Source organism: Streptomyces scabiei 87.22 (assembly GCF_000091305.1).
In the GTDB taxonomy this organism is placed as follows: domain Bacteria; phylum Actinomycetota; class Actinomycetes; order Streptomycetales; family Streptomycetaceae; genus Streptomyces; species Streptomyces scabiei.
The window spans coordinates 9,626,757-9,651,671 of the sequence record NC_013929.1 but is presented as its reverse complement, the minus strand read 5'-3'; the positions used below and the strand labels follow the sequence as shown (position 1 = coordinate 9,651,671).

General features: G+C 72.7%; 24 protein-coding genes. 15 read left to right on the top strand and 9 right to left on the bottom strand.

The window, feature by feature from the left end; translation table 11 throughout:
- The first annotated feature begins 35 nt into the window (after positions 1-35).
- Entirely contained in the window at positions 36-716 is a 681-nt protein-coding gene (locus SCAB_RS41315) for a nucleoside deaminase (protein WP_013006018.1), read from the top strand.
- On the top strand, positions 706-1,680 hold the full coding sequence (locus SCAB_RS41310; RefSeq protein WP_041670193.1) for a hypothetical protein: 975 nt from the start codon (positions 706-708) through the stop codon (positions 1,678-1,680). Before SCAB_RS41315 ends, SCAB_RS41310 begins: the two co-directional genes overlap by 11 nt.
- Positions 1,681-1,747: 67 nt before the next feature.
- Here SCAB_RS41310 and SCAB_RS41305 read toward each other — a convergent pair whose 3' ends face one another.
- Entirely contained in the window at positions 1,748-2,596 is an 849-nt protein-coding gene (locus SCAB_RS41305; protein WP_013006016.1) for an NAD(P)H-binding protein, read from the bottom strand.
- 153 nt (positions 2,597-2,749) lie between these two features.
- On the opposite strand from SCAB_RS41305, the gene SCAB_RS41300 reads away from it, so the two are divergent.
- From SCAB_RS41300 to SCAB_RS41285, 4 genes are all read left to right on the top strand, one after another.
- A complete protein-coding gene (locus tag SCAB_RS41300; protein ID WP_037728811.1) occupies positions 2,750-3,190 on the top strand; it encodes an RrF2 family transcriptional regulator in 441 nt (146 codons plus the stop codon).
- A gap of 153 nt (positions 3,191-3,343) precedes the next feature.
- Positions 3,344-4,549: a globin domain-containing protein gene (locus SCAB_RS41295; RefSeq protein ID WP_037728810.1), complete on the top strand. Its 1,206-nt coding sequence runs from the start codon at positions 3,344-3,346 to the stop codon at positions 4,547-4,549.
- Between the two features lie 8 nt (positions 4,550-4,557).
- Entirely contained in the window at positions 4,558-5,043 is a 486-nt protein-coding gene (locus SCAB_RS41290) for a group III truncated hemoglobin (protein ID WP_013006013.1), read from the top strand.
- A gap of 199 nt (positions 5,044-5,242) precedes the next feature.
- On the top strand, positions 5,243-6,145 hold the full coding sequence (locus SCAB_RS41285; protein WP_037729265.1) for a UTP--glucose-1-phosphate uridylyltransferase: 903 nt from the start codon (positions 5,243-5,245) through the stop codon (positions 6,143-6,145).
- 58 nt (positions 6,146-6,203) lie between these two features.
- Here SCAB_RS41285 and SCAB_RS41280 read toward each other — a convergent pair whose 3' ends face one another.
- A complete protein-coding gene (locus tag SCAB_RS41280) occupies positions 6,204-7,019 on the bottom strand; it encodes a hypothetical protein (RefSeq protein WP_013006011.1) in 816 nt (271 codons plus the stop codon).
- A gap of 192 nt (positions 7,020-7,211) precedes the next feature.
- Here SCAB_RS41280 and SCAB_RS41275 point away from each other — a divergent pair, with 192 nt between their 5' ends.
- Positions 7,212-8,249 carry a glycoside hydrolase family 5 protein gene (locus SCAB_RS41275; RefSeq protein WP_013006010.1) on the top strand — a complete coding sequence of 346 codons (1,038 nt, stop codon included), beginning with the start codon at positions 7,212-7,214 and terminating at the stop codon, positions 8,247-8,249.
- Positions 8,250-8,473: 224 nt separating this feature from the next.
- Here SCAB_RS41275 and SCAB_RS41270 read toward each other — a convergent pair whose 3' ends face one another.
- On the bottom strand, positions 8,474-10,072 hold the full coding sequence (locus SCAB_RS41270; protein WP_231885186.1) for an AMP-binding protein: 1,599 nt from the start codon (positions 10,070-10,072) through the stop codon (positions 8,474-8,476).
- A gap of 494 nt (positions 10,073-10,566) precedes the next feature.
- Between SCAB_RS41270 and SCAB_RS41265 the strand changes: the two genes are divergently transcribed.
- Together SCAB_RS41265 and SCAB_RS41260 are read left to right on the top strand one after the other, a co-directional pair.
- Complete coding sequence (locus tag SCAB_RS41265) at positions 10,567-11,823, top strand: LmeA family phospholipid-binding protein (protein ID WP_041670192.1); 1,257 nt, start codon at positions 10,567-10,569, stop codon at positions 11,821-11,823.
- A gap of 135 nt (positions 11,824-11,958) precedes the next feature.
- Positions 11,959-12,999, top strand: coding sequence for a glycoside hydrolase family 5 protein (locus SCAB_RS41260; protein WP_013006007.1), 1,041 nt, complete (start codon positions 11,959-11,961; stop codon positions 12,997-12,999).
- A gap of 75 nt (positions 13,000-13,074) precedes the next feature.
- On the opposite strand, the gene SCAB_RS41255 is transcribed toward SCAB_RS41260, so the two are convergent.
- Positions 13,075-13,941: a LuxR C-terminal-related transcriptional regulator gene (locus SCAB_RS41255; protein ID WP_013006006.1), complete on the bottom strand. Its 867-nt coding sequence runs from the start codon at positions 13,939-13,941 to the stop codon at positions 13,075-13,077.
- A 451-nt stretch (positions 13,942-14,392) separates the two neighbouring features.
- On the opposite strand from SCAB_RS41255, the gene SCAB_RS41250 reads away from it, so the two are divergent.
- The gene (locus SCAB_RS41250; protein WP_013006005.1) at positions 14,393-15,262 is read left to right on the top strand and encodes a helix-turn-helix transcriptional regulator; all 870 of its coding nucleotides are present in this window, start codon (positions 14,393-14,395) and stop codon (positions 15,260-15,262) included.
- Positions 15,263-15,352: 90 nt separating this feature from the next.
- On the opposite strand, the gene SCAB_RS41245 is transcribed toward SCAB_RS41250, so the two are convergent.
- The 3 genes from SCAB_RS41245 to SCAB_RS41235 all read right to left on the bottom strand — a co-directional run bounded on the left by SCAB_RS41245 (position 15,353) and on the right by SCAB_RS41235 (position 18,227).
- Positions 15,353-16,396 (bottom strand): 2OG-Fe(II) oxygenase family protein, encoded by a 1,044-nt coding sequence (locus tag SCAB_RS41245; RefSeq protein WP_013006004.1) that lies wholly within the window; start codon positions 16,394-16,396, stop codon positions 15,353-15,355.
- A 77-nt stretch (positions 16,397-16,473) separates the two neighbouring features.
- Complete coding sequence (locus tag SCAB_RS41240; RefSeq protein ID WP_013006003.1) at positions 16,474-17,133, bottom strand: response regulator transcription factor; 660 nt, start codon at positions 17,131-17,133, stop codon at positions 16,474-16,476.
- A complete protein-coding gene (locus SCAB_RS41235) occupies positions 17,130-18,227 on the bottom strand; it encodes a HAMP domain-containing sensor histidine kinase (RefSeq protein WP_013006002.1) in 1,098 nt (365 codons plus the stop codon). The genes SCAB_RS41240 and SCAB_RS41235 overlap by 4 nt, the downstream gene beginning before the upstream one ends.
- A gap of 342 nt (positions 18,228-18,569) precedes the next feature.
- Here SCAB_RS41235 and SCAB_RS41230 point away from each other — a divergent pair, with 342 nt between their 5' ends.
- Entirely contained in the window at positions 18,570-19,040 is a 471-nt protein-coding gene (locus SCAB_RS41230; RefSeq protein WP_013006001.1) for a cation:proton antiporter regulatory subunit, read from the top strand.
- Positions 19,041-19,047: 7 nt separating this feature from the next.
- Positions 19,048-20,409: a cation:proton antiporter gene (locus tag SCAB_RS41225; RefSeq protein ID WP_013006000.1), complete on the top strand. Its 1,362-nt coding sequence runs from the start codon at positions 19,048-19,050 to the stop codon at positions 20,407-20,409.
- Positions 20,410-20,415: 6 nt separating this feature from the next.
- On the opposite strand, the gene SCAB_RS41220 is transcribed toward SCAB_RS41225, so the two are convergent.
- Both SCAB_RS41220 and SCAB_RS41215 read right to left on the bottom strand, forming a co-directional pair.
- Positions 20,416-20,871 (bottom strand): SRPBCC family protein, encoded by a 456-nt coding sequence (locus tag SCAB_RS41220; RefSeq protein WP_013005999.1) that lies wholly within the window; start codon positions 20,869-20,871, stop codon positions 20,416-20,418.
- A 9-nt stretch (positions 20,872-20,880) separates the two neighbouring features.
- The gene (locus tag SCAB_RS41215; protein WP_037728808.1) at positions 20,881-21,867 is read right to left on the bottom strand and encodes a helix-turn-helix transcriptional regulator; all 987 of its coding nucleotides are present in this window, start codon (positions 21,865-21,867) and stop codon (positions 20,881-20,883) included.
- A gap of 168 nt (positions 21,868-22,035) precedes the next feature.
- Between SCAB_RS41215 and SCAB_RS41210 the strand changes: the two genes are divergently transcribed.
- The 3 genes from SCAB_RS41210 to SCAB_RS41200 all read left to right on the top strand — a co-directional run bounded on the left by SCAB_RS41210 (position 22,036) and on the right by SCAB_RS41200 (position 24,898).
- Positions 22,036-23,076: a squalene/phytoene synthase family protein gene (locus SCAB_RS41210; protein WP_013005997.1), complete on the top strand. Its 1,041-nt coding sequence runs from the start codon at positions 22,036-22,038 to the stop codon at positions 23,074-23,076.
- Between the two features lie 62 nt (positions 23,077-23,138).
- Positions 23,139-24,068 (top strand): ATP-binding cassette domain-containing protein, encoded by a 930-nt coding sequence (locus SCAB_RS41205; RefSeq protein WP_013005996.1) that lies wholly within the window; start codon positions 23,139-23,141, stop codon positions 24,066-24,068.
- Positions 24,068-24,898: an ABC transporter permease gene (locus tag SCAB_RS41200; RefSeq protein ID WP_013005995.1), complete on the top strand. Its 831-nt coding sequence runs from the start codon at positions 24,068-24,070 to the stop codon at positions 24,896-24,898. Before SCAB_RS41205 ends, SCAB_RS41200 begins: the two co-directional genes overlap by 1 nt.
- The last annotated feature ends 17 nt before the right edge of the window (positions 24,899-24,915 follow it).

The window sequence follows — 24,915 nt, the reverse complement described above, 5'->3', positions numbered from 1 at the left end:
AGGCGGCGGGTGCGGAATCGGGCGAGGAGACGCGTATGGACGCGGGCAGGCGGCGCTTTCTCGAGAGGTGGGGGACGGTCGCGACGGGGATCGCCACGCCGCTCGCCCTGCCGCGGCATCCGCTCCGGGAGAGCCGGGCCCGCACGGACGGCGGCGCCGATGAGCACACCGCGGCGAAGTGCCGGAGCACCACCGGAGCCGAGAACGGCTCCGGGGACCGTACCGGCCATGAGCGGTTCATGCGGCTCGCGGTCGAGCAGGCCCGGAGGAATCCCGCGTGGCCGTTCGGCGCGGTGATCGTCGCCACCCGTACCGGCCGGGTGCCGGGGAGCGGGGTCAACAGCGGCGCGGACAGCCCGCTGCTGCACGGCGAGGCCGTCGCCATGAACGACTACGTACGCCGGCACGGCAACCGGGGCTGGGCCGCCACGACCCTCTACACGACCGGGGAGCCCTGCTCGATGTGCATGAGCGCGCTGGTCTGGGCGAACGTGCGACGCGTGGTGTGGGCCGGCTCGATCGACGAGATCCGCCGCACCGGCATCGTCCAGATCGCCCTGTCCGCCCACGAGGTGGCCGCCGCCGCACGGACCTTCTACACCCCGGAACTGCTCCTGGGCGGCGTGCTGTCCGACCGCACGGACCTCCTCTTCCAGGAGGCCCGGCGGCTGCGCGAGGTGCGCGCCGCCGCGCACTCCGGTGATCATGCCGCGTAAGGGCGCGCGCGGCGGCGGCGCGGACCGTGACGTGGAGACCGCGCTCGACGAGCTCTACGCCACGCCACCGCCCTCGTTCGTCGCCCGCCGCGAGGAACTGACGGCCGAGGCCAGAGCCGACGGACGGGTGGAGGATGCGCGTCGGATCCGTGCCGCGCGGCGCCCCTCGCTCGCCGCCTGGACGGCGAATCTGCTGCTGCGCTCGGAGCCCGAGGAGAGCCGGCGGTTCCTGGAGCTGGGGCGGGCGCTGCGGGAGGCGTACCGGAGTCTGGACGCCGGCGGGATCAAGGAGCTGTCGGAGCAGCGCAGGAGCATCGTCGCCGTCCTGTCCCGGCAGGCCGCCGGGCTGGCCGCCGAGGCCGGTCACCGGCTGTCGGAGCCGGTGCGGCGGGAGGTCGAGGCCACCCTGCGCGCCGTGCTCGCCGACGAGGAGGCGGCCGGCCGATGGGCCACCGGGCATCTGGAGAGCGCCCTCACCCCGCCGACCGACCTCCCCGGCGACACGGCCGGGGCCGCGCCGTCCGCCGCCCCCCTTGCCCCCGCCCGATCGACGGCCGCGCCGTCCGCCGCGTCGCGCTCCCGAGCGAAGGACGAGGTGGCCGAGCGGCGCCGGCAGAAGCAGAAGCAGAAGCAGGAACGAGAGCAGAAGCAGGAACAGCTGGCCCGGGCCCGCGAGGCGGCCCGGGCCGCCGACCGACGGGTGCGTGACCTGCGGGCCGCCCGCACGGACGCCCAAGCCGTACGGCAACGTGCGCGTGACCGGTACGACACGGCGGAGAACGACGTGTCCGAGGCCGAGCGCCTGCTGCGCCGGGCGCGGGAGGAGCTCCGAGGGGCGGACCGCGACCGGCAGCGGGCGGAGAAGGAGTGCGCGGCGGCGGCCGAGGCCGTCTCCGGGGCCGAGCGGACGGCCCGTGAGGCCGCCCGGGACGTCAGCCGCCTGTCGGGACGGTCCGCCGACTAGGCCCCCCGGCCGGCCCCGCCGCCGCGCGCCTGCCGGGTCACGCGGACGGGTCACATCCCCTGTGCGCTCACGTCGACGCAGGCGCCGTGAACACCTCCGCGTGCCGCGCGGCCCACTGGGCGAAGGTGCGGGCGGGGTTGCCGGTGACCCTCTCCACCGTGTCGACGACCGTTCGGCCCACCTCCGGGGTGTTTCCGTACGCCTCGACCAGGAAGCCGATCACGTCGTCGGGGTGGCCCGCGGCCCGCCACCGCGCGACGGCCTGCTCCTCGGTGAGTTCGGTCAGGGTGATCTCGCGGCCCCGGGCGGCGGCGATCGCGGCCACCTTGTCGCCGACGGTCAGCAGTTCGGGGCCGGTGATCACGTACTCCTGACCGGCGTGGCCCTTCTCCGTGAGGGCCACCGCGGCGACGGCGCCGATGTCGCCCTCGTGGACCATGGCGCTCAGCCGGGAGACGAAGGGCTCGTGGACCTCGTCCGAGGACCGGATCCCGTCCGCCCATTCCAGGGCGTTCGCCATGAACTCGACCGGCATGAGCACGGTCCAGTCCACGGCGTCGTCGGCACGCACCGCGTCCTCCAGCGGGGTCGGGCCCCCGCCGTGCAACACGGTGATCCGGCGTACGCCGGCGGCGCGGGCCAGCTCCAGGATCCTCGGGCCGGTCTCCAGCGGGGCGAAGTAGGCCCCGCCGAAGGTGATCAGATGGAGGCCGGTGACGCCGTCGAGGGCCGGGACCAGGGTGTCCGGTGCGGACAGGTCGCCCTCGACGACCTCGACCTCGGAGGGGAAGGCCGCCCGGGACGCGTCCCGGGTGAGGGCGCGGACCGCGTGGCCGCGGGCCAGGAGCTCGGTGACGACCTGACGGCCGACGGTTCCGGTGGCACCGGCGACAAGGATCTTCTGCGTCTGTGTCATGACACGACCATAGGGAGACTTGCGGTCAACTTCTGTCCGCAAGAAGCGAGTTCGGGCCTCCGGGCACTCAGCGGGAGACCGGCCGCGCCCGAGGAGACGCAGACCACTCCCTCAAAATAAGTATCTGAGATGCAATATTGCTAGGCTGCTGCCGTGAGGCTGACCAGGTACACGGATCTCGCACTACGGGCAGTGATGCGCCTCGCCGTCGTGGACGGCGCGGAGTTGCTGACCACGAGGCAGATCGCCGACTCCATGAACGTCCCCTACACCCACATGGCGAAGGCGATCGCGCAGTTGCAGCACCTCGGGGTGATCGAGGCGCGGAGGGGACGCAACGGCGGTCTGACGCTCACCGACGCGGGCCGCGCCGCCCCGGTGGGCAACCTGGTCAGGACGCTGGAGCAGGACCGCGAAGCCGTGGTGTGCGAGGGCGACACCCCCTGCCCCCTGTCGGGCGCCTGCCGGCTGCGGCGGGCGCTGCGCGAGGCGCAGGAGGCGTTCTACTCCTCGCTCGACAAGGTGACCGTCGGCGATCTGGTGGCATCGCCGACAGGGCCGGTACTGCTGGCCCTCGGCGCCCCGCCGGGCTGACCGGAGGCCCTCGTCCACGCTCCCCCATCACCGCCCACCACGATCGGCCGCGATCCCCGAACGAGACCTCACGACCAAAGAACCTCACGCCCAAAAATACGCATCCCGCATACCAATTCGATCGAACGACCAATCAGTCCAGGAGTGTGTCTGATGCTTTCCGCGCAGTCGGCCCCCGTCGTCAGGGCGACGCTTCCCGTGGTGGGGGCCTCCCTGACCACCATCACGGAGCGGTTCTACCAGCGGATGTTCGAGGAGCGTCCGGAGCTGCTGCGGCAGCTGTTCAACCGGACCAACCAGGCCACCGGCGCCCAGCGCGAGGCGCTGGCCGGCTCGGTGGCGGCCTTCGCCACCCTGCTGGTCGAGCGGCCCGGAGAACGCCCGGACGCCGTCCTCGCGCGCATCGCCCACAAGCACGTCTCGCTCGGTGTCACCGCCGACCAGTACCCGCTGGTCGGACGCCACCTGCTCGGCGCGGTCGCCGAGGTCCTCGGTGACGCCGTCACACCCGAGGTCGGCGCGGCCTGGGAAGAGGTCTACTGGCTGATGGCGAACGCCCTGATCGCCCTCGAGGCACGGCTGTACGCCGAGGCCGGCGTGGCGGACGGGGACGTGTGGCAGCGCCTGGAGATCGCCGAGAGGCACCAGGAATCCCCCGACGCCGCCTCCCTGGTCCTGCGCCGGACCGACGGACGCCCCACGCTCCCGTTCCGCCCGGGGCAGTACGTCAGTGTCCGCGTGGAACTGCCCGACGGTGCCCGCCAGATCCGCCAGTACAGCCTCTCCACCGCACCCGACCACAAGACCTGGCGCATCACCGTCAAGCGCGAGAGGTCCGCCGACGGTTCGGTGCCCGACGGCGAGGTCTCGTCGTGGCTGCACGCGCATGCGCAGGCGGGTGACCTCCTGGACGTCTCGCTGCCGGCCGGTGACCTCGTCCTGCCCGAGGGCGACACCCCCCTCTTCCTCGCCTCCGCGGGCATCGGCATCACTCCCATGCTGTCGATGCTCGACCATCTCGCCCTCACCTCGGCCACGCGCCCGGTCACCGTCGTCCACGCCGACCGCACCCCGGCCGACCACGTCCACCGCGACGAGCAGGCGGATCTCGTCAGCCGTCTGCCCGGCGCCGACCTGCACCTGTGGTACGAGAACGACGCCCACGGTTCCCCCGGCGCCCACGTCCTGGCCGGCCGTGCCTCGATCGGCCACCTCGCCCTGCCCGCCGACACCACCGCCTACCTCTGCGGCCCACTGCCCTTCATGCGTCTGATGCGGGGCGAACTGCTGGCCAAGGGGCTGCACCCGTCCGCCGTCCACTACGAGGTGTTCGGCCCCGACCTCTGGCTCGGCAGGTAGGCACCGCCATGACCCACGACGACGACCGGAGGCCGCCGCCCCACGGCCCGGAGCGGCTGCCCGACATCCACGGCCGCGAGGACGTGGCGCGCCTGGTACGGGCGTTCTACGACGCGGTCCTCGACGATCCGCTGATCGGGCGGCTCTTCACCGAGGTGGCCCGTATCGACCTGGCCACCCATCTGCCCGTGATGGCCGACTTCTGGGAGAGTGTCCTGCTCACGCCGGGCGTCTACCGCCGCAACGCCCTGCGCGCCCACCGCGACCTGCACGCCCGGAGTCCGCTGCGCGCCGAGCACTTCGACCGCTGGCTGGAGTTGTGGACCGGCACCGTACGCGGGCGTCACGCGGGGCCCCTGGCCGACCGGGCGGTCGCCAGGGCGCAGGTCGTGGCCAGGGCGCTGCTGCACCACACGGCGGGGGACGGACGGCCTCGTACGGTGCGCGCTCCGGTCCCCGTCGACGTCGACGTCACCTTCGGGCCCCCGGCGTGAGGCAACGGTCCGCACCGAGGCCGGGCGGCCGCTCCGGGACCGGCGGGCCGGGGCACCCGTCTCGCCCGGGCGGGCGGGGGGACGGGCACGTGGCGCCCGGGAAGGGCCTGGGTAGGCTTTCACCCGGGGTCGCGCGACCGTGTGCGGCCGGGTCCACATGCCAACCGGTACGGTGTGCCGCTCGACCGAGAGAGACATGATGTCCCCGACGATCCGCAGGGCTGTGATCCCCGCAGCCGGCCTCGGCTCCCGCCTGCTGCCGCTGACGAAGGCGACACCCAAGGAGATGCTCCCCGTCGGCGACAAGCCGGTCATCGAGCACACGGTCCGCGAGCTGGTCGACTCCGGCATCACCGACATCACCATCGTCGTCTCCGGCGGCAAGAGCCTCATCCAGGACCACTTCCGCCCCAACCCCGCCCTGGTCGAGCAGTTGCGCGCGGACGGCAAGACCGCCTACGCGGACGCGGTGGAGGAGGTCGCGGAGCTGGCCCGGCGCGGTCACATCACCTACCTCGACCAGTACGGCCCCTACGGCAACGGCACCCCGGTCCTCAACGCCGCCCGGGCCTTCGGCGACGAGCCGGTGCTGGTGCTCTGGCCCGACGACGTCTTCGTGGCCGAGACACCCCGTGCCCAGCAGCTGATCCGCGCCTACGAACAGACCGGCTGTCCGGTGCTGGCCCTGCTGCCGATGGACCCCACCGAGTCCCAGCGCTACGGCGTACCCATAGTCAAGGAGGACCTGGGCGACGGTCAGCTGCGCATCACCGGCCTGGTCGAGAAGCCCGAGCCCGCCGCCGCCCCCTCCGCGTACGCGGCCATCGGCGGCTACGTCGTCACCCCCGGCATCATCGACGAACTGCGTGAGCAGACCCGCCGCTGGTACGAGCACCGCACCGGCGAGGTCTACCTCACCGACGCCATCAACGCCTACGCCGCCACCCGGGCGGTGTACGGGCAGGTCATCAAGGGCCGCTGGTACGACACCGGCAACCCCGCCGACTACCTGGTCGCCCAGATGGCCTTCGCCCTCTCTCATCCGGAGTACGGCCCCCTGCTGCGCGGCCTGGTCGACGGTCTCGACGCCGAGACCGCGTAGGCCCCGGCGTCGCCTCGCCGTCCGCCCGGCCCCGGCGGCCCGCCTCCGTCCGCCCGGGTCAGCGGATGCGGCCGCCCTCCGAGACCAGCCACGCGCCGGTCTCCCAGTCGGACGGGCCGCCTTCCGTGCGGTAGGAGAGATCGAATCTGAGGTCCAGCTCCGGCCAGGGGCTGCGGACCGGTACGACGCGGAAGACGTCCGCGAGTTCGGGGAACGTCAGTCCTTCGGGCTCGGGAAACATCCGCTCCAGTTGCGGGCGGGTCAGGTCGGTCCCGAGCGCGAACTGCCATTGCGGCCGTGTCAGCCACTGGTCGTAGACCAGTTCGAACCTGGGCTCGCGGCCGACGACGGCGTCCCGTATGTCGTCCCGCAGCTCGTCCGCCGTCGACGGAAGGACGAACGGCCAGTCCTCGCCGGTCGGATAGCGGTACATGGTGGCCGTCGAGGCGAGGGCGCCCACGAGTTCGTGCCACCGCTCGGGCGGGTTGGCGCAGGCGGGCACGTTCACGCCCGTGTGATCGACACGCCGGACGTGACCTGCGAGCCGGCGGACGAGGTCCGCCGGCTCCACGTGGGCCGGCAGCACCCGGGGCTCGCGCGTTCCGTCGGCGGCCCGTGCGCCGACGGAACGGCCCGCGCCGAGTGCGACATCGGGCACGGAGACGTCGGCGATCTCGAAGGCCGTGACGGGGCGGGCGCCGACAGGCTGCGGCGGAGTGAGGGTCAGACGGTCACCGACCCCGTCGGCCGTGTGCGCGGACCGGGTGAGCCGGGCGTACGCCACCTGGGCGAACAGGGTGCGCAGTTCGTCCAGGAAACGATGCGACTCCGGCGCGTCGGGCAGCAGGAAGGTGATCTCGGCCAGGCGTTCCATGCGCCCGACCGTAGCGAATTCACGTATCCCATCGGAGGCGATCCGCGGAGGGCGGTCCTGCCGGATCCCTTGCAAAGGTCCGGACCAACTGGTAATTCCCTTTCTGTTAGGAAAGTTTCCTACTAGTTCTGTTTCCCCGACCGACCGATCGCGACCGTTCGATCGGTTCCCCACCGACCGCGGGAGTCCCCCATGAGACCGGCCCGACACGCCCCGCTCGTCGCCGTGCTGCTGCTTCTCGGCCTCGTCCTGACCCCGAACGCCGCACAGGCCGGCCCCACGGCCCCGGCCCCGGCCGTCACCCCCGTCGCCGCCAACGGACAGCTCAAGGTGTGCGGCACCAAGCTCTGCAACCAGCAAGGAAAAACGATCCAGCTCCGCGGGATGAGCACGCACGGCCTGCAGTGGTACAGCCAGTGCGTCACCGGCGGCTCGCTCGACGCACTCGCCGGAGACTGGCGCGCGGACGTCCTGCGCATCTCCATGTACGTCCAGGAGGACGGCTACGAGACCGATCCGCGCCGCTTCACCGACCTCGTCCACGCCACCATCGAACAGGCCACCGCCCGCGGCATGTACGCCATCGTCGACTGGCACATGCTCGACCCCGGCGACCCGCACCACAACCTCGCACGCGCCAAGACGTTCTTCTCGGAGATCGCCCAGCGTCACCGCGACAAGAACAACGTGCTCTACGAGATCGCGAACGAGCCCAGCGGCGTGAGCTGGCCCCGCATCAAGAGCTACGCCGAGCAGCTCATCCCCGTCATCCGCGCCAAGGACCCGAACACTCCGATCCTGGTCGGCACCCGTGCCTGGTCCTCGCTCGGTGTGTCGGACGGCGCGAACGAGTCCGAGGTGGTCGGCAACCCGGTGAACGCGGCCAACATCATGTACACGTTCCACTTCTATGCGGACTCGCACCGCGACGAGTACCTGCGGACCCTCTCCCGCGCGGCCGACCGCATACCGGTCTTCGTCACGGAGTTCGGCACCCAGAACTACGCGGGCGAGGGCGCGAACGACTTCGCCATGTCGCAGCGCTACCTCGATCTGATGGCGGCCAGGAAGATCAGCTGGGTCAACTGGAACTACTCCGACGACGAACGCTCCGGCGCCGTCTTCAAGCAGGGCACGTGCACCCGCGGCGGCCCGTGGACCGGCACCTCCTCCCTCAAGCCCGCGGGCGTCTGGATCCGTGAACGCGTCAGGACACCGGACGACTTCTGACCGGTGCCGAGGGAGATGACGGGAGCCGGCCAGGCGCACGACGGGCCGGCTCCCACCGTGTCGCGCGAGGCGAAGCCGGGCCCGTGGGGCACGTCGGCGGCATGCCTTCCCGGCTGCACAACGGCCCGCACGGCTATGAGATCGTCATCGGACCCTCCACTGGGCGGTGTTCGCGGCCATCGCCGCACAGTTCGCCGTGGCGGGACCGGGTCCGCTCCGCGTCGTCAGTGCTCCTCGTCCAGCAGTCGCCTGACGCCGGCCCGGTCCAGCTTTCCGGAGGCGTTCCTCGGGACGGCCCGCACGATGGTCAGGTGCTGGGGCAGCTTGTAGCGGGCCAGCGTCTCCTCCGCGTACGCGTGGACGGCCTCCAGGGTGACGTCCGCCGTGCCGTCCACGCTCATGACGGCCCGTACGCTCTCGCCCCACTCCTCGTCGGGTACGCCGACGACCGCGACGTCGACCACACCCGGCATCGGGGCCAGCGCCCGCTCCACCTCGGCCGGGTAGATGTTCTCCCCGCCGCTGATGATCATGTCCTTGAGCCGGTCGACGATGTACAGGCAGCCGTCCTCGTCGAAGTGGCCGATGTCGCCCGAGTGGAACCAGCCCGCGTCGTCGAAGGCGGCCCGGTCGGCCTCCGGGTCGTTCCAGTAGCCGGGGGTGACGTTGGGTCCGCGGACGACGATCTCACCCGGCTCGCCCGGCTCCAGCGGGGTGCGGGTCACGATGTCGACGACCCTGACCTCGGTGAACGGCATGGGGATGCCGGCGGAGCCGAGCTTGTCCCGGGTCCACTCGGCCGGCAGATGGGTGGCGAAGGGCGCGGTCTCGGTCAGGCCCCACGCCTGCTGGAGCAGGACTCCGTGGCCGGCGTACAGCTCGATGAGCGAGGGCGGCACCGGGGCCCCCGCGACCACCACCGACCGCAGCCGGCTGAGGTCCTGGTCGAACAGGCCGGGCTCTCTGGCGAGGGCCGCGAACATCTGGGGGACGGCGAACATGGAGTTGACCCGGTGGGTGACCAGGTCCTCGCGGCACGTCCCCGGGTCGAAGCCGCGTCGGACGACCACCGTGCCCCCGCGCACCAGGGTGCGGAGCACGAAGCTGTTCAGGGTGCCGATGTGGAACAGCGGGGCGGCGGCGTACGTGACGTCGCCGCGGCGGGTGTCGAGTCTCAGGTCGACGTTCACCGCGTTCCAGAAGATGTTGCCGTGGGTGAGGACGACACCCTTCGGGGTGCCCGTGGTGCCGGAGGTGAACATGAGGATCGCCGGGTCGTCGGCGTACTTGGGGGCGACGGAGGAGGCGGGTACGGCGGCGGCGAGCAGGGGCGCCCACTGCTCCCACCCCGTCGCGCCGCCGGCCGGCACCTCGGGGTCGTCGTCCACCAGGAGGAAGCGTGCGAGGGGGGTCCGGTCGCGTACGGCGTCGACGCTCTCCCGGTGCCCCTCCTCGCAGACGAGGGCGGTGGCGCCGCTGCGGACGAGGACACTCTCCAACTCGGCGGTCGCGAGGCGGAAGTTGACCGGTACGTAGACAGCCCCGAGCCGGTGGGCGGCCAGCAGGACCACGATGAAGGCGGCACTGTTGAGGCCGAGGTAGGCGACGCGGTCGCCGTCGCCGACGCCGCCGTCGGCCAGGACGGTGGCCAGCCGGGCGGCCCTGTCGTCGAGTCCGGCGTAGGTGAGGTCGCCGCCCGGGTAGCGGACGACGACGGAGTCGCCCTGGTGGCGGGCGAGGTGGGTGACCGCCGCGGCCGGATTGAGGTCGACCCTCAGGCCCGAGTTGTGCGGGTGCGGTCTCATCGCTTCAGGGGTGGTCACGAGCGGCTCCTCGTCGAGCGTCGGGGTCGGGCGCCGAGGCGGCCGCCCGCCGGCGGCACCGGCACGTCCGCGTCCGCGTCGCGGGGTGCCGGCGCGCCGCTCGACGGGCGACGCCCGGAGCGCGCGGCCCGAGCACCCGGGCCCCGCGGATCGGTGTTCATGCCGCCGCAGGCTACGCCGTCGCCCAGGACCCACGGCACGCGTTCGCGGGCGCGTCCGCGCGCCGGATCCGCAGGGGCGCCCCAACAGCCGATCGCCGTCCGTCACCTCACCGCGTGTGGGAGCGGTGGACCCGGGTAGGCGGCGCCGCCGGGCGTGGCGTGGCGGACGAAGGCCGCGCCCTCGGTGCCGCGACGGCTCTGTCTGCCGGCAACACTCCGACGAGTGCCCGGGGGCCGCCGCGGGCCCCCGGCGACGCGTCGCGATCGTGAACTGCATCGCATACGCGGGGTTCGGGTTGCGGGCGGGGGTGGTGCACGTGGTCGGATGAGGTGATGCGCTCCCCCCACCGCACAGATCCGTACGAACCCGCCCCCGACCACGGCGACGCACCCCCCAACCCGTACGACGAACTCGCCGCCCTCGACGACGGCCCGCTGGAAGTGACCTCGCTGGAGGACTTCTTCGACGAGGACGCCACCGGGCGGGACGGCCCCGAGGAGGACGAGCGGGAGCCCGAGTGGGCACCGCCCGTGCACCGGCGCGGCGGCCGGCGGCGGCGCGGGCGTCGGACCGGGCTGCCCCGCGCGGTGAAGGCGGTGGCGGGTGTGGCCGTCCTCGCCTGCCTGGTGACCCTGGCCGACCGGTGGGCGGTGCTGTACGCCGAGCACCGGACGGCGGACGTCCTGGAGGACCGCCTGGACCTGGCCGCGGCACCCGAGGTGGAGATCGGCGGGTTCCCCTTCCTCACCCAACTCGCGGACAGGCGGCTGGACTCGGTCCGGGTGACCGTGCCGGACGTGGCGGCCGACCGGGTGTCGCTGGCGAAGGTGTCGGCGACGGCGCACGACGTACGGCTGGAGGGCGAGGGCCTCACCTCCGTGGGCGGCGCCCGCGTGCCGCGCCTCGACGGCGACGTCCTGCTGTCGTTCGCCGACCTCAATCGTGAACTCGGCGCGTCCCAGGTCACGTTCACCGGTGAAGGCCGCGACCGGGTCCGGGCGCGGGGCACCCTGCCGGTGGCCGGACGTGAGCTGCGGCTGCGCGCCGAGGCCACCATCCGGCGAGACGGCGAGCGGGGCATCGCCACCCGGATCGGCGCCATGCGCCTGGACATCGGGGACGTGGCCACCTACCGCCCCGGCACCGGCGCCTCGGACGGTCTGCATCTGACGCCCCGGGCGGCAGCCGACCTCTCCCGGGAGACCCGCAGGGCGAAGGCGCTGCTGTCCGTCCCGGCGATCGCGAAGCGGCTCGGGCTGTCCGACGCGGCCGCCCGCGCGGCCCTGGGCGACGACGGCGAGCTCGCCGAACTCACCGGCTCCCCGGGGTTCGCCCGCGAGGCCCGGAACCTCAACCTCGTCGACCTGGCACTGGACCACCCCGCCGTACTGCGCGCCCTGGGCCTCGACCCCGGCCTCCTGGACGCCCTGTCCCGGCTCACCCGGCCGGTCCTCGCCGACCGGCTGTCCCTGTCCTTCGCACTGCCGGAGCCGGAGCGCGGGAGCATGCGGCTGCGGGACGTGCGCGTGGAGGAGGACGGCATCCGGGTGCGTCTCAGCGGGTCGGAACTGGCCGTGGGCGGCTCTTAGTTCTGTGTTCTTGATGAAATTTGGTGTGCAGATGTGTTGACCTCTGTTCGAGATCTCTTCTAGTTTGCGGGAGTTACAGAGCCGCCGACCTGCACCTCCAGGTTTCGCGGACGCAACTGTCCAGAAAGGGATCTGGTGCCCCTAAAGAACCATCGCGGGACGGCCTGCCTCGCGGCGTCGCTGGCCGGCGTCACGGCATTCGGCGGACTCGTCGCCTCCCCCGCGTCCGCCGCTCCCGCAGCCGCCGCCCGTCACGCCTCGCCGCCGCCCGTCAGCGCCTTCCGCGGCGTCAACTGGGCCGACCCGCGCGACAACTACGCCGACGACGCGGTGGTGCCGTCGGGCCTGTCCACCACGGACGGCTACGCCACGACCTACGCCAAGTCCAAGGCGATCATCAAGGGGTTCTCCAAGCTCGGCGCCAACACGGTCCGCCTGCCGGTCAACCCCACCTCGGTGAACGGCCCCTTCTGGAAGTCGTACCGGGCCGCGATCGACGCCGCCACCGCCAAGGGCTTCAAGGTCGTCCTGGGCTACTGGGAGGCCGACAACGCCAAGGACGGCAAGATCGACGACCAGGCCACCTGGGACCGGATGTGGCGGCGGATCACCTCCGGCTACGGCCACAACTCGAAGGTGTACTTCGAGCCGATGAACGAGCCGTTCGGCTACACCTCCCAGGAGTGGCGCGACGTGGCGGCCCGCTGGCTGGCGGACCACCGCTCCGTCCCCCGCGACCGGGTGCTCATCGGCGGCTACAAGTACAGCGAGGACGTCAAGCCGGTCTGCGCCGACAAGCGGCTCGACGGCACCCGGATCGCCCTGCACAACTACGGCTTCTGGCACACCGACTGGACCAGCGTCGACCAGTGGAAGGCGGACTTCAAGGAGCGCATCGGCACCTGCGCCTCGCGTACGATCCTCGACGAGTTCGGCGCCTCCATGACGACCGGCCTGGACTACAACGGCCCGGTCAACGGCTCCAACGAGGTCGCCTACATCCAGGCCGCCACCGACGTCATCAGGGAGCTGCGCCTCGGCTCGGTCTACTGGCCCGGCCTGCGCAACGGTGACACCTACTCCCTGACGACCCTCCAGGGCACGGGCACCCGCCTCAGCCTGAAGGTCAACAACCAGAGCGGACTCGACCGTCTGCACTGGGCGTGGAGGAAGTAGCGGCGGCATCTCGGCCCCGCTGAACGCAGGCCGGGTCCTGGCACCCCGGGGTGCCAGGACCCGGCCTGCGTTCGATCATGGCAGCAGCCCCGCGCGGCGTGCCGCGGTGACGGCCTCGAACCGGGTGGTGGTGCCCAGTTTGCGCATGGCCGAGCGCAGATAGCCCTTCACCGTCTCCAGGCCGATGTCGAGCCGGCCGGAGATGTCGAGGTTGGTGCAGCCCGCGGCGACCGCGGCGAGGACATCGAGTTCGCGGGGCGACAGCCTCGTCGGCCTCCGCGGTGGCGACGCCTCGGGTTCCTCGGCGCAGCAGCCCTGTTCCAGCAGGCGGCACACCTCGTCGAAGTGCTCCCTGAGACGCGGATCGCCGAGTGTCGCGGTGAACTGCAAAAGCTCGGTGTGGGCCTCGTGGACGCGTTCCCGGGCGGGGCCGCCGCGGGGCGTGGTGCCGACGCCCCCGGCGCGGGCCTCCGACAGCAGCCGGGGGACCTGTTCCCGGCATGCGAGGAACTGCTCCAGATCCCGCGCCGCCCGCGTCACCGCCGTCAGCACCCGGTCGCCGAGACGGGCCACGTCGCGCGATCCCACGAAGAGCACGGCCCGCACGGCACTCCCCACGATCACGGGTGCCGCCGCCATCGCCCGCACGCCCTCGGCCACGACGAAGGAGTCGTACTCGTGGCTGATCCGCTGCGCCGAGCGGTAGTCGCTCACCGCCGCCGGGCGGCCGGTCGTGAGCACCTTGCCGATGAGCCCGGCCCCCGCGGGCACCGACAGCCCTCGGCGGTCCCGTGACCTCACTCCGCTCGTCTCGCTGATCCGGAGCTGCCCGGGACCGACGGCCCAGGCCGCCCCGGCGACGGCCATCCCGCTCTCCCTGCGCAGAGCCAGGACCGCGGCACGGGCGGCCGCCGCCTCTTCGCTGTCTTCCGCCGGTAGCACGACCGGGTCGACTCCTTAGGTGACCGACATGGGGAACGCGCCGACTCCCCCGTCGTCAGGAGAACAGTTCTGCAGACGGCTCGGCCGAGTCAAGTGCCTACGACAGAACGGAATATGACGATCCATCGGCCGTTCCCGGGGTGACACGTGCACACCCCCGCGAGGCCGCCGCCGCGGTGTCGAACCACGACGGCCACGGCTCCGTATCGACCAGAAATGCGGCGTTATGACGCCCGTGTTCCACCCTCACCCGGGGGTAGCTGGACGGCCCCGATCTCCCTCATGGTGACTCAAGGCCCCACGGACGCGGGGCCGTTGCCCGCCCCGGTGCCCGCACCGCGCCGGGGACGGGCCCACCGCAGTCGCCCCACCGCACCACTCCCGCACGAGGCCCGCGCACGATCCGGGCAGGGGGCGCCTCTCTGCCCCCGGGCAGAACGAGGTAGCCGCAATGACAGTGACAGCATCCCCCGTCCCGGACGACGACCGTCAGGTCAAACGCGGTGTCCAGGCGTTACGGGACACCGCCGGAGTGGACCTCGCCTTCGGCGGTGCGGTCGTCCGGGGCCGGCACGCCCAGCTCACCGAGTTCACGGGCCACCGCACCAACGCCCTGCACGGGCTGACCCTCGGATTCGGGATGGGGCTCGGCGGCAGGGTGGTCGCCCTGCACCGCCCCATCGCCGTCAACGACTACGCGAACTCCCGGCAGATCAGCCACCACTACGACCTGATGGTCGCCGCGGAGGGCATCCACGCCGTCGTGGCGGCGCCGGTGGTGGTGAACCGGACGGTCCGCGCGGTCATGTACGGCGCGGTCCGCGGGTCCCTGGCCCTGGGCGACCGGACCGTCGACTCGGTCATGCGGGCCGCCCGCGATCTGGAACAGAGCCTGGCGGTGCGGGACGAGGTGCGGCGCCGTCTCGACAGTCTGCGGGAGCCCTCGCAGTCCACCGACCGGACCGGGCGCCCCACGTCGCCCCGGTGGGAGACGATCCGTGAGGCGTACGCGGAACTGCGCGTTCTCGCCCAGCGGCTGCCGGACGACGAGTCCCGCGACCGGGTCGCGGGAGTGTGCGAGAAGCTGGCGGGCGCCGGCATCGGAACCCCCGCCTCCCACCCGCTCAGCGCTCTTTCCTCCCGCGAACTGGACGTGCTGTCGTGCGTCGCGCTGGGCCGCACCAACGCCGACGTGGCGGAGGAACTCGGCCTCAGCGCCGAGACGGTGAAGAGTTATCTGCGCAGCGCGATGCGCCGGCTCGGCTGTCACACCCGGATGGAGACGGTCGCGACGGCACGCCGCCTGGGCCTGCTGCCCTGACACACGGATCCGGCAGATGGCGAGAGCCGCCCGGTGGTCGCCGGGCGGCTCTCGGCACGCGGTGCTCGGCCTGCGGCTCTCGCACGCACCTCAGGAGGTGAGGGCCTCCTTGCGGAGGCGCTCCAGGACCGCGAGCCGGTCCTCGTTCTCGATGCGCACGGTGGTGGTGCGGTCGGGATAGCACCGCATGAACATGTGGGTGAAGTGGGTGCCGTAGTGGATGAACTCCTCCGGCCCGCCCCCTTCCAGGGGCCGCGCGACGGCCTGGAAGGCCGGCTCGTGGAAGTACGCGATGGTGTACCGCTCGCGGTCGGCCAGACGCACCTTGTGCGGGGTGGAGAGGAGGATGCCGCCGGTGATGAACTGCATGATGTCACCGGGGAAGACGGTGAACACCGAGGGGACCGGGGTGACGTAGGTCCAGGGCTCCTCGTTCTCGTACCGCCCGGCCATGGACTCCTCCGGCAGCCAGTTGCGGCCGCGGGCCTCGCCCGGTACCGGGGGCCGGATGTGGAGGCCGCCCACGTCGTCCTGGACCGCGATGACCAGCAGACCGTAGTCGGTGTGCGAGCCGATGCCCCGCTCGGAGGTGGCGTCCGCCCGCGGGAACCGCAGGACCCGCATGTGGTGCCAGCCGTCCCGGGTGAGCTTGGTGAAGTGCTCCATGTCGTCCAGGCCGAGTCCCAGGGCGACCAGGCGGAGCAGTCTCTCGCCGATGTCGCCCACGGCGCCCATGTAGGTCTTCATGGCTTCGGCGTACTGCCGCGAGGGCCAGGGGGCGGGGCCGTGACAGGGCCACCGGTCGACGACACGGGCGTCCTCCTCGGCCATGTCGGGGCAGACGGTGAAGATCTCCGAGCCGTCCTTCTCCCCGGCCGTCTCCTCCTCACCGGACGCGACGTACCCGCTGTAGGTGAGGTCGGACACGTGCCCGGCCTTCTCCTCGAAGGGGCGGCCGAAGAAGCCGCGGGAGGCTTCGAGGGCCTGCTCGGTGGCGGCCTCCTGTTCCGGTGTCGCCTGGATCTGGAAGATGCCGTCCGCCTGCCAGGCGGCGATCAGCGCCTCGCCCAGTGCCCTGTCCACGTCACTGCCGTCAACCACCGGAGGCAGTACGAAGGTCTGCAGTTCTGTCATGCCCTCACCCTGAACCGGACCCTCCTCGTCCACTACCCCCGTCTGAGGGGACCACCGGGCACGTCCCCCGCCCCGGATCAGGGTTCGGTCAGACCCGTGCGGATGGCGTAGCGGGTGAGGTCGAGGCGGTCGCGCAGGCCGAGTTTGTGGAGCAGGTTGGCCCGGTGCCGTTCGACGGTCTTGACGCTGATGACCAGGAGGCGGGCGATCTCCCGGGAGCTGTGGCCCTCGGCGACGAGCTTGAGGATCTCCTCCTCCCGCTCGGTGATGGGGCGTTCGGGGAGCCGGTCCCCGGCGCGGGCGCGGTCGAGGTAGGTGCGGATGAGGGTGGTCTCGGTGCCGGGGTAGATGAAGGGCTCGTCGCGCAGGGCGGCCCGGCAGGCTTCGACGAGATCACGGTCGGCGACGGACTTGGGGACGTAACCGGAGGCGCCCGCTTTTAGGGCTTCGAAGAAGTACTGCTCGTTGTCGTACATCGTCAGCATCAGCGTGCGCGGCTCGGGCCGCAGCCGGGCCATGTCACGGGCTGCCTGCAGACCGGTCCGGTGGGGCATGGCGATGTCCAGGACGGCCAGGTCGATGTCCCCCTCGCGGGCCCGTGCGACGGCTTCGACGCCGTCGGCCGCCTCGGCCACGACCGTCAGGTCCGGCTGGGCGTCGAGGATGAGGCGCACGCCCTGTCGTACGAGCGCGTGGTCGTCGGCGAGGAGGATGCGTGCCGGGGACGGCCGGGTCATCGTGCGGTCTCCCTGGGGCGGTCGGGGCCGTACGGGGGTGCCGCTCCCGGCGCCGACGTCCCGCCGGGTGTGCCGCCCCCGCCGGAGTCGCCGCCGTCCGTGAGTTCCGCGTGCGTCCGGCCGCCGGGCGCGGGGCCACCCGTCTCGGGCGCGGGCCCGCCCGGCAGGACGTACAGGGCCGTCTCCGTGCCGCCGTTCGGGCCGGGGCCGATGTGCAGGTCGGCTCCGACGAGAAGGGCCCGTTCACGCATGCCGCTGATGCCGGCGCCTTCCGGTGCGCGGCCGATGCCGCAGCCGTCGTCCCGTACCAGCAGGGCCGTCCGGGCGTCGGGCAGGGCACGCAGGTGGACCTCCGCCCGGGTGGCACCGGCGTGCCGTGCGGTGTTGGTGAGGCTCTCCTGGGCGACGCGGTAGAGGACCAGTTCGGTGTCCGGGTCCAGGCGGGGCAGGCCCGGGGTGAGGTGGACGGTGACCCACAGACCGGGGGTGGTGAACTCCGTGGCCAGGGCGCGCAGGGCGCTGTGCAGGCCGAGTTCCTCCAGGACGCCGGGACGCAGCCGGCGGGCGATGCGGCGTATCTCCTCCAGACCCGCGCGGGTGGTCTCCTGGGCCTGGCGCAGGTCGCCGGCGATGCCCCGCGGGGCGAGGTCGGCGGTGTGTCCGAGCTGGAGCAGTACGGCGGTCAGCGTCTGTCCGACCTCGTCGTGGAGTTCGCGGGCCAGCCGCCGGCGCTCGTCCTCCTGTGCGCGCAGGGCGCGCCCCGAGCTGGCGGCGCGTTCGGCTTCGAGCCGGGCGAGCATGGCGTTGAAGGTGCGGGTCAGTCCGGCGATCTCGGCGGGCCCCGTGACGGTCGTACGGCTGCCGGGCCTCAGCAGGTCGGCGGTGGCCATGGCCCGGGTCAGCCGCGCCAGCGGGGCCAGACCGACGCGCAGCAGGACGGCGTTCGTGATCAACATCACCACCAGTCCGGCGAGCAGCACGAGGGCCTCGCCGAACAGGACGGGGGTCGACACGGTCACCGGGCCGAGCAGCAGCAGGACGGCGGCCATCAGCACGGCCGCGTTGGAGAGGAAGATCCGCCCGTACAGCGACATGATCCTCTGCTCCCTTCGCGCCGTCTGTTCTCCCCCACTGTCTCTCACGCGCCAGGAGAGCCCCCGCGCAGGGCCCCGGAGCGGCTTCCCGCGCGGGCCCGGGGCCGGTGACGGGCCCGGCACCCCGCGTGCGCCGGGCCGACGAGGGACGCACCACCCCGCGCCACCCTCTCCGCCCCCGCCCGGCGCTGTCCATCCGTGCTGACACCCATATGCCCTGCCTCCGCGCGGATGGCACCATGAGCCCTCGTCACGCCCGGCCGACCGTTCGGCGCGGGGCGGACGCGGTACCGCTGTCACAGAGTTCTACGAGAAGGGGGAGGGGTTGTGCCTGCCGGCCGGATGAGCACCACACCCTTGCCGGGGATCGGTGTCCAGTACGACCTGACCACGCGGGAGCACCGGCATCTGTCGGTGATCGCGCACCGCGACGGCACCCGGACGGTGAACGTCTACCGGGCCGACGACCCGGACGCCTGCGCCCAGGCCCTCCACCTCACCGAGCCGGAGACCGCCCTCCTGATGGACGCGCTCGCGCCCGGTCACCACAGCCCCAACCTGCTGTCCACGACCGACCTGGGCCTGGTGGCGGAGCGGATCGAGCTGGCGTCGGCGTCCCACTGGAACGGACGGGTTCTCGGCGACACCCGGATGCGGACCGAGACGGGCGCCTCCATCGTGGCCGTACTGCGCCGGGCGCAGGCGATCCCCTCCCCCACCCCGGACTTCCGGCTCGCGGGCGGGGACACCCTCATCGTGATCGGCACCCGCGAGGGTGTGGAGACGGCCGCCGCGATACTCGGGCGGGAGTGAACCGGCCATGCACCTCGCCGCACACCTCCCCGCCCAGCCCGTCGTGCACCTCGCCACGCAGTCGGAGTCGGGCGCGCACTCCTCCGCCGTCTTCCTGATCGAGTTCGGCGCGATCATCCTCGGGCTCGGGCTGCTGGGGCGTCTCGCCGGACGTCTGCAGTTCTCGCCCATCCCGCTGTATCTGCTGGCCGGGCTGGCCTTCGGCGAGGGCGGGCTGCTGCCGCTGGGGACCAGTGAGGAGTTCGTGGCGATCGGCGCCGAGATCGGCGTGATCCTGCTGCTGCTCATGCTCGGCCTGGAGTACACCGCCAGCGACCTCGTCTCCAACCTCAAGACCCAGTACCCCGCCGGGCTCGTCGACGCCTGCCTGAACGCCCTCCCCGGGGCCGCCATGGCCCTCCTCCTCGGCTGGGGGCCCGTCGCCGCCGTCGTCCTCGCCGGGGTCACCTGGATCTCCTCCTCCGGCGTCATCGCCAAGGTGCTCGGCGACCTCGGACGCCTCGGCAACCGTGAGACGCCGGTCATCCTCAGCATCCTGGTCCTGGAAGACCTCTCCATGGCCGTCTACCTGCCGATCCTCACCGCGCTGGTCGCCGGCACGAGCCTCGCCGCCGGCAGTGTCACGCTGGCGATCGCCCTCTCGGTCGCCGGGCTCGTCCTCCTCGTCGCCGTCCGCTACGGCCGGCACATCTCCCGCTTCGTCTCCAGCGACGACCCCGAGAAGCTGCTGCTCGTCGTACTCGGTCTGACGCTGCTGGTCGCCGGAGTCGCCCAGCAGCTGCAGGTGTCCGCCGCCGTCGGGGCGTTCCTCGTCGGCATCGCGCTCTCCGGTGAGGTCGCCGAGGGCGCGCACGGCCTGCTCGCGCCGCTGCGGGACCTGTTCGCGGCCGTGTTCTTCGTCTTCTTCGGCCTGCACACCGACCCCGCCAGCATTCCGCCGGTGCTGCTGCCCGCGCTGGCGCTGGCCGTCGTCACCGCGGCCACGAAGATCGCCACCGGGTACTGGGCGGCGAAGCGGGCGGGCGTGGGGACGAAGGGGCGCTGGCGGGCGGGCGGCACACTGGTCGCCCGCGGCGAGTTCTCCATCGTCATCGCCGGCCTCGCCGTCACCGCCGGCATCGAGCCCTCGCTGGGCCCGCTCGCCACGGCCTACGTCCTCATCCTGGTCGTTCTCGGCCCGCTCACCGCGCGCTACACCGAGCCGGTCGCCGCCTGGTTCCTCCGGCGCCGCGCCCCGCGCCCGCCCTCCGCCGAACCCCTCACCGCATCGCCCGCGGCCGAGGACCGTACGGGGGCGGCGGAGCCCGCCGCGCCGCAGGAGGCGGGGCGGTCGGCCCGGCCTGCGGCGGGCGACCAGTCGTCCGCCTGAGGGGGCTCAGCGCTCGACGAGCCGGGCCAGGTTCGCCAGGGCCATGCGGGTGCCCGTCTCGTTGTCGGCGGCCGGCACGGCGTCGGGGATCCCTTCGTGCACGACGAGGACGTCGGTACCGCCGTCCGCGTCGGTGAGCCGGGTGGTCATCGTCATCGTGCCGCCCATCGCGGGGTCGTCCGTCTCGAACCGGAGGACCTCGACCACCTCCTCGTCGGGCACGAGCCGCGCGAAGTGGCCGCGGTAGGTGTCGGTGCGGGACGAGGACTTGCCGGTGCCGGTCGGCGCGTCGTAGGTGAGGGAGACCCGGAACCTGCCTCCTTCACGGGCGTCGAACTCGTGCACCTCGCCGCTCATCCCGTCCGGTACCCGCCAGCGGGCGATCGCTTCCGCGTCCAGCAGCGCGCGGTACACCTCCGCGCGCGGGGCGTTCACATGGCGGGAGACCCTCGTCGCGTACATGGGCCCAACCTAGGGCTGTCCGGTCAACGCCCGCAGCCGGAACTCACGGGGTGCGAGTCCGTGGGCGGCGCGGAAGGCGCGGGTGAAGTCGGAGGCGCGGGGCATGCCCCAGCGGGCGGCGATGACATGGATCGGCGTGACGCTCAGGGAGGGGTCCGCCAGATCGCGGCGCGCGCCCTCCAGGCGCCGGGCCCGGATCCAGGCGGCCACGGTCTCGCCGCCCGTCTGCTGCTGGAAGACGCGGTGCAGATAGCTGAGCGAGATGTGGTGGGCGGCGGCGACCACCGGAGGTGTCAGTTCCGGATCGTGCAGGTTCTGCCGGATGAACGCCTGGATGCGCTGCGTCAGCGCACGCACCCGCGTCTCGGGCGACAGGGCGGCCTCGGCCTCCAGCGCGTGGGCGAACCAGGCCGACAGCAGATCGAGCACGACCGTGCCCAGCCGTGGCGCGTCGGCCGGCTGCAGGCGATCGGCCTGCCGCTCCAGCCCGACGAGGAAGTCCGTCAGCAGCGCGCCCAGGCCCTCGCGCCCCGACAGCCCCCGGCCCAGCAACTGGCGGACCTGGTGCGGCGGCAGCGGGAACAGCGCCTTGGGAAAGTCGACGCCCACCCCCCGGACGACCCCGGTCCGCCCGCCGTCCGCCGAGCGGATGTCGTACGGCCGTGAGCTGTCGACCAGATGCAGGTCACGCGGGCCGAACGTGTCGCACCGGTCGGCGTGGTCGAGTGCCAGGTCACCGTCGAGCAGCAGCGTCAGGTGGTACAGCTCGGGGTCGGACTGGCGCACCATCCGCTGGTTGCGCCGGTAGCGCGTCGGCAGGAACGACGCCGGCCACACGATCACCGGCCCCAGCTCCATCAGCCGCAACTGCGCCCAGAAGTCGGCGGAGTGCGTGCTGATCGCCTCGCTCGTACGGGTCGCGCCGAGCAGTTCACGCCAGTGCTCGAATCTGTCCTCCGCAGGAACGTCCTCGCTGCGGAACACGGTCCCGATCAATGCGTCCCATCTCCGATGTGTCGTGTACCTGTTCCCCCGGGTCTCGCGCCCGACATCCTCGCACGTGCGGACGGCCGCACCCGCGCCGCGTCCGCTCCGGCGCAAGGGCCGAAGAGGCAGGTCGCGGGGCATCGGAGGTGCCTGGGCGCACCCCTCTACGATCGACGCATGAGCGCCTGGAGCCAGAGCCTGGACGCCGCGGGTGTGCGGGAGCCGCGGCTGCGGAGGGACTACGACCGCCAGCGGGACCTCGTGGCAGGGGCCCGGCGCACCTCGTATCTCGCGGCCCGACTGCTGTTGCCGCGGCCGATGTTGCCCCATGTCGTGACGGCGACAGCGGTGATGCACCACGGGGACGACCTGCTGGACACCGGCCCGAGGCCGCGGCGGGTCTCGGCCTGGGCCTCGTGGGAGGGCGAGGTGCGCGCAGCGCTGGACACGGGCCGGAGCGACGATCCGCTGGTCCGCGCCCTGCTGCACACCACGGCCGCGCACCCCCGGCTGCGGGTGGCCGTCGAGGAGTACCTGGCCACCGCCGCCGCCGAGTTGGATTTCACCGGCTTCGCAACCGAGGCCGACTACCAGGACTACCTGGACGCCTATTCGCTGCCCGCGTTCATGCTGGTGGCATCCCTGCTGGGCCCGGAGGACGACGACGGGCGGTTTCGCGCGGCCTGCCGGACCCTGATCGACGGCAGTCAGCGGCTGGACTTCGTCAACGACCTGGCCGAGGACCTGCCGGAAGGACGCCTGGGGATCCCGGCCCGGACACTGGAACGCTTCTCGGTCACGGCGGAGGACCTTGCCGAGGGCCGGAGGCGGGTGGCCGTACGGGAGTTGGTCGAGGATCAGGTCGAGGCGTCCCGCGTCTGTCTGCGGGCGGCCGGGAGACTGCCCGTCCTCACGGCGGGTCCCGGCGGGGTGTTGCTGCGGGCGGTCGTCGACATCGAGCTGCTGACCGCGGACGCGGCGTACGCGCGGGGTGCGGGGTTGCTGCGGGGTGCGGCGTCCCCGCCGCCGCTGGGCACGGCGCGGGTCCTGCTGGGCGCGCGCCGGAGGGCCCGCGGGCACCGGCGCCGAACCGTCACGGCACAGCGGCGCGCGGCGACCGGGCGCTGGCAGGCCGCCGCCCGCGAGTGGTACCGCGGTACCACCGGGGCGCCGAAGTGTCCCCCTCGGTCCCACGGTCGCGGGCGGCCGGGCTCATAGGTTCGCAGACGGAGGTCGCGGGCGGATCGCGGCCCGGTCCGAGGCGAGGAAGGCCCGCTGCCATGATCGAAGCACGAGAGCTGACGAAGCGGTACGGGGACAAGACGGTGGTCGACCGCCTGAGTTTCACCGTCAGGGCCGGCGAGGTGACCGGCTTCCTGGGCCCCAACGGCGCGGGCAAGTCCACGACCATGCGCATGATCATCGGGCTGGACTCCCCCACGGGGGGCTCGGTCACCGTCAACGGGCGGTCCTACGCCCGGCACGCCGCGCCGCTGCACGAGATCGGCTCCCTGCTGGAGGCGAGGTCGGTCCACCCGGGGCGGACCGCGTTCCACCATCTGATGGCGCTCGCGCACACCCACGGCATCTCCCGGGCCCGGGTGGACGAGGTGATCGACCTGGCCGGTCTGACCAGCGTCGCCGGCAAACGGGTGGGCGCCTTCTCCCTCGGCATGGGGCAGCGGCTCGGGATCGCCGCCGCCCTGCTCGGCGACCCGGCGATCGTGATGCTCGACGAGCCGGTCAACGGCCTCGATCCGGAGGGTGTGCTGTGGGTGCGCACCCTCCTGCGGCGGCTGGCCGACGAGGGCCGGGCCGTGATGCTCTCCTCGCACCTGATGAGCGAGACCGCGCTGATCGCCGACCATCTGGTGATCATCGGGCGAGGGCGGATGCTGGCGGACACCACCGTCGACGAGTTCGTCCGGGACGCGGGCGGCGGGGGCGTGAAGGTCGCCACCACCGAGCCGTTGAAGCTGCGCTCGCTGCTGGCCGGTCCGGATGTCACGATCAGCTCCTCCGCCGCCGAGGAACTGATCGTCGCGGGGCGGGACGCCCGGGAGATCGGGGTGATCGCCGCCCGGCACGGGGTGCCGTTGTACGAACTCACCCCCCAGGCGGTCTCCCTGGAGGAGGCCTTCATGCAACTCACCGCCGACGCCGTCGAATACCAGAGCGCTCCCGCCGAGCCCGCGCGAAAGGCCGCCTGATGACCGCCACCGATCTCACCGTGGTCCCCGGCCGCACCCGTGTGCACAAGGTGACCGGCCGCCGGGTGCTGCGCTCGGAGTGGGCCAAGTTCTGGTCGCTGCGCTCCAGTTGGATCACCCTCGGGGTGGCCCTGGTGCTGCTGGTCCTCTTCGGGGCCGTCGCCGCCTACACCTACAGCCCCGGGGCCGCCGCCGACGGGCCGCCCGGACCGGGCGCCGGCCCCGGTGACGCGGTCAGTCTGGCGCTGACCGGCGTGACCTTCGCGTCCCTGGCCGTGGGCGTGCTCGGGGTGCTGCTCTCGGCCGGCGAGTACAGCACCGGGATGATCCGGTCCACGCTGGCCGCCGTGCCGCGCCGGCTGCCGGTGCTGTGGTCCAAGAGCGCCGTGATCGGGGTGATCGCGCTGGTCCTCACCACCGTCGGCGCGCTGGCCGCCTTCCTGCTGGGCGCACCCGGCCTGGACGGGGAGAAGATCTCCCTCTCCCTGGGCGACGACGGGGTGCTGCGCGCGCTGGCCGGCGCCGGTGTCTACCTCGCTCTGGTCGCTGTCTTCGGGGTCGCCCTCGGCGTGGTGCTGCGCTCCTCCGCGGGGGCCATCGCGGCCCTGGTCGGCATCCTGCTCATCCTCCCGGGCCTGGCCACGCTGCTGCCGGACTCCTGGTACGACACGATCACCCCGTACCTGCCCAGCAACGCCGGGTCGGCCGTCTACGCGCTCACCGGCTCCGCCGACGCACTCTCGCCCGGACAGGGGCTCGCGGTCTTCGCCGGCTGGGTGGCCCTGGCCCTCGCGGGGGCGGCGTACCGGCTGGTCCGTACGGACGTCTGACCGGCGAGCGGCGGCGG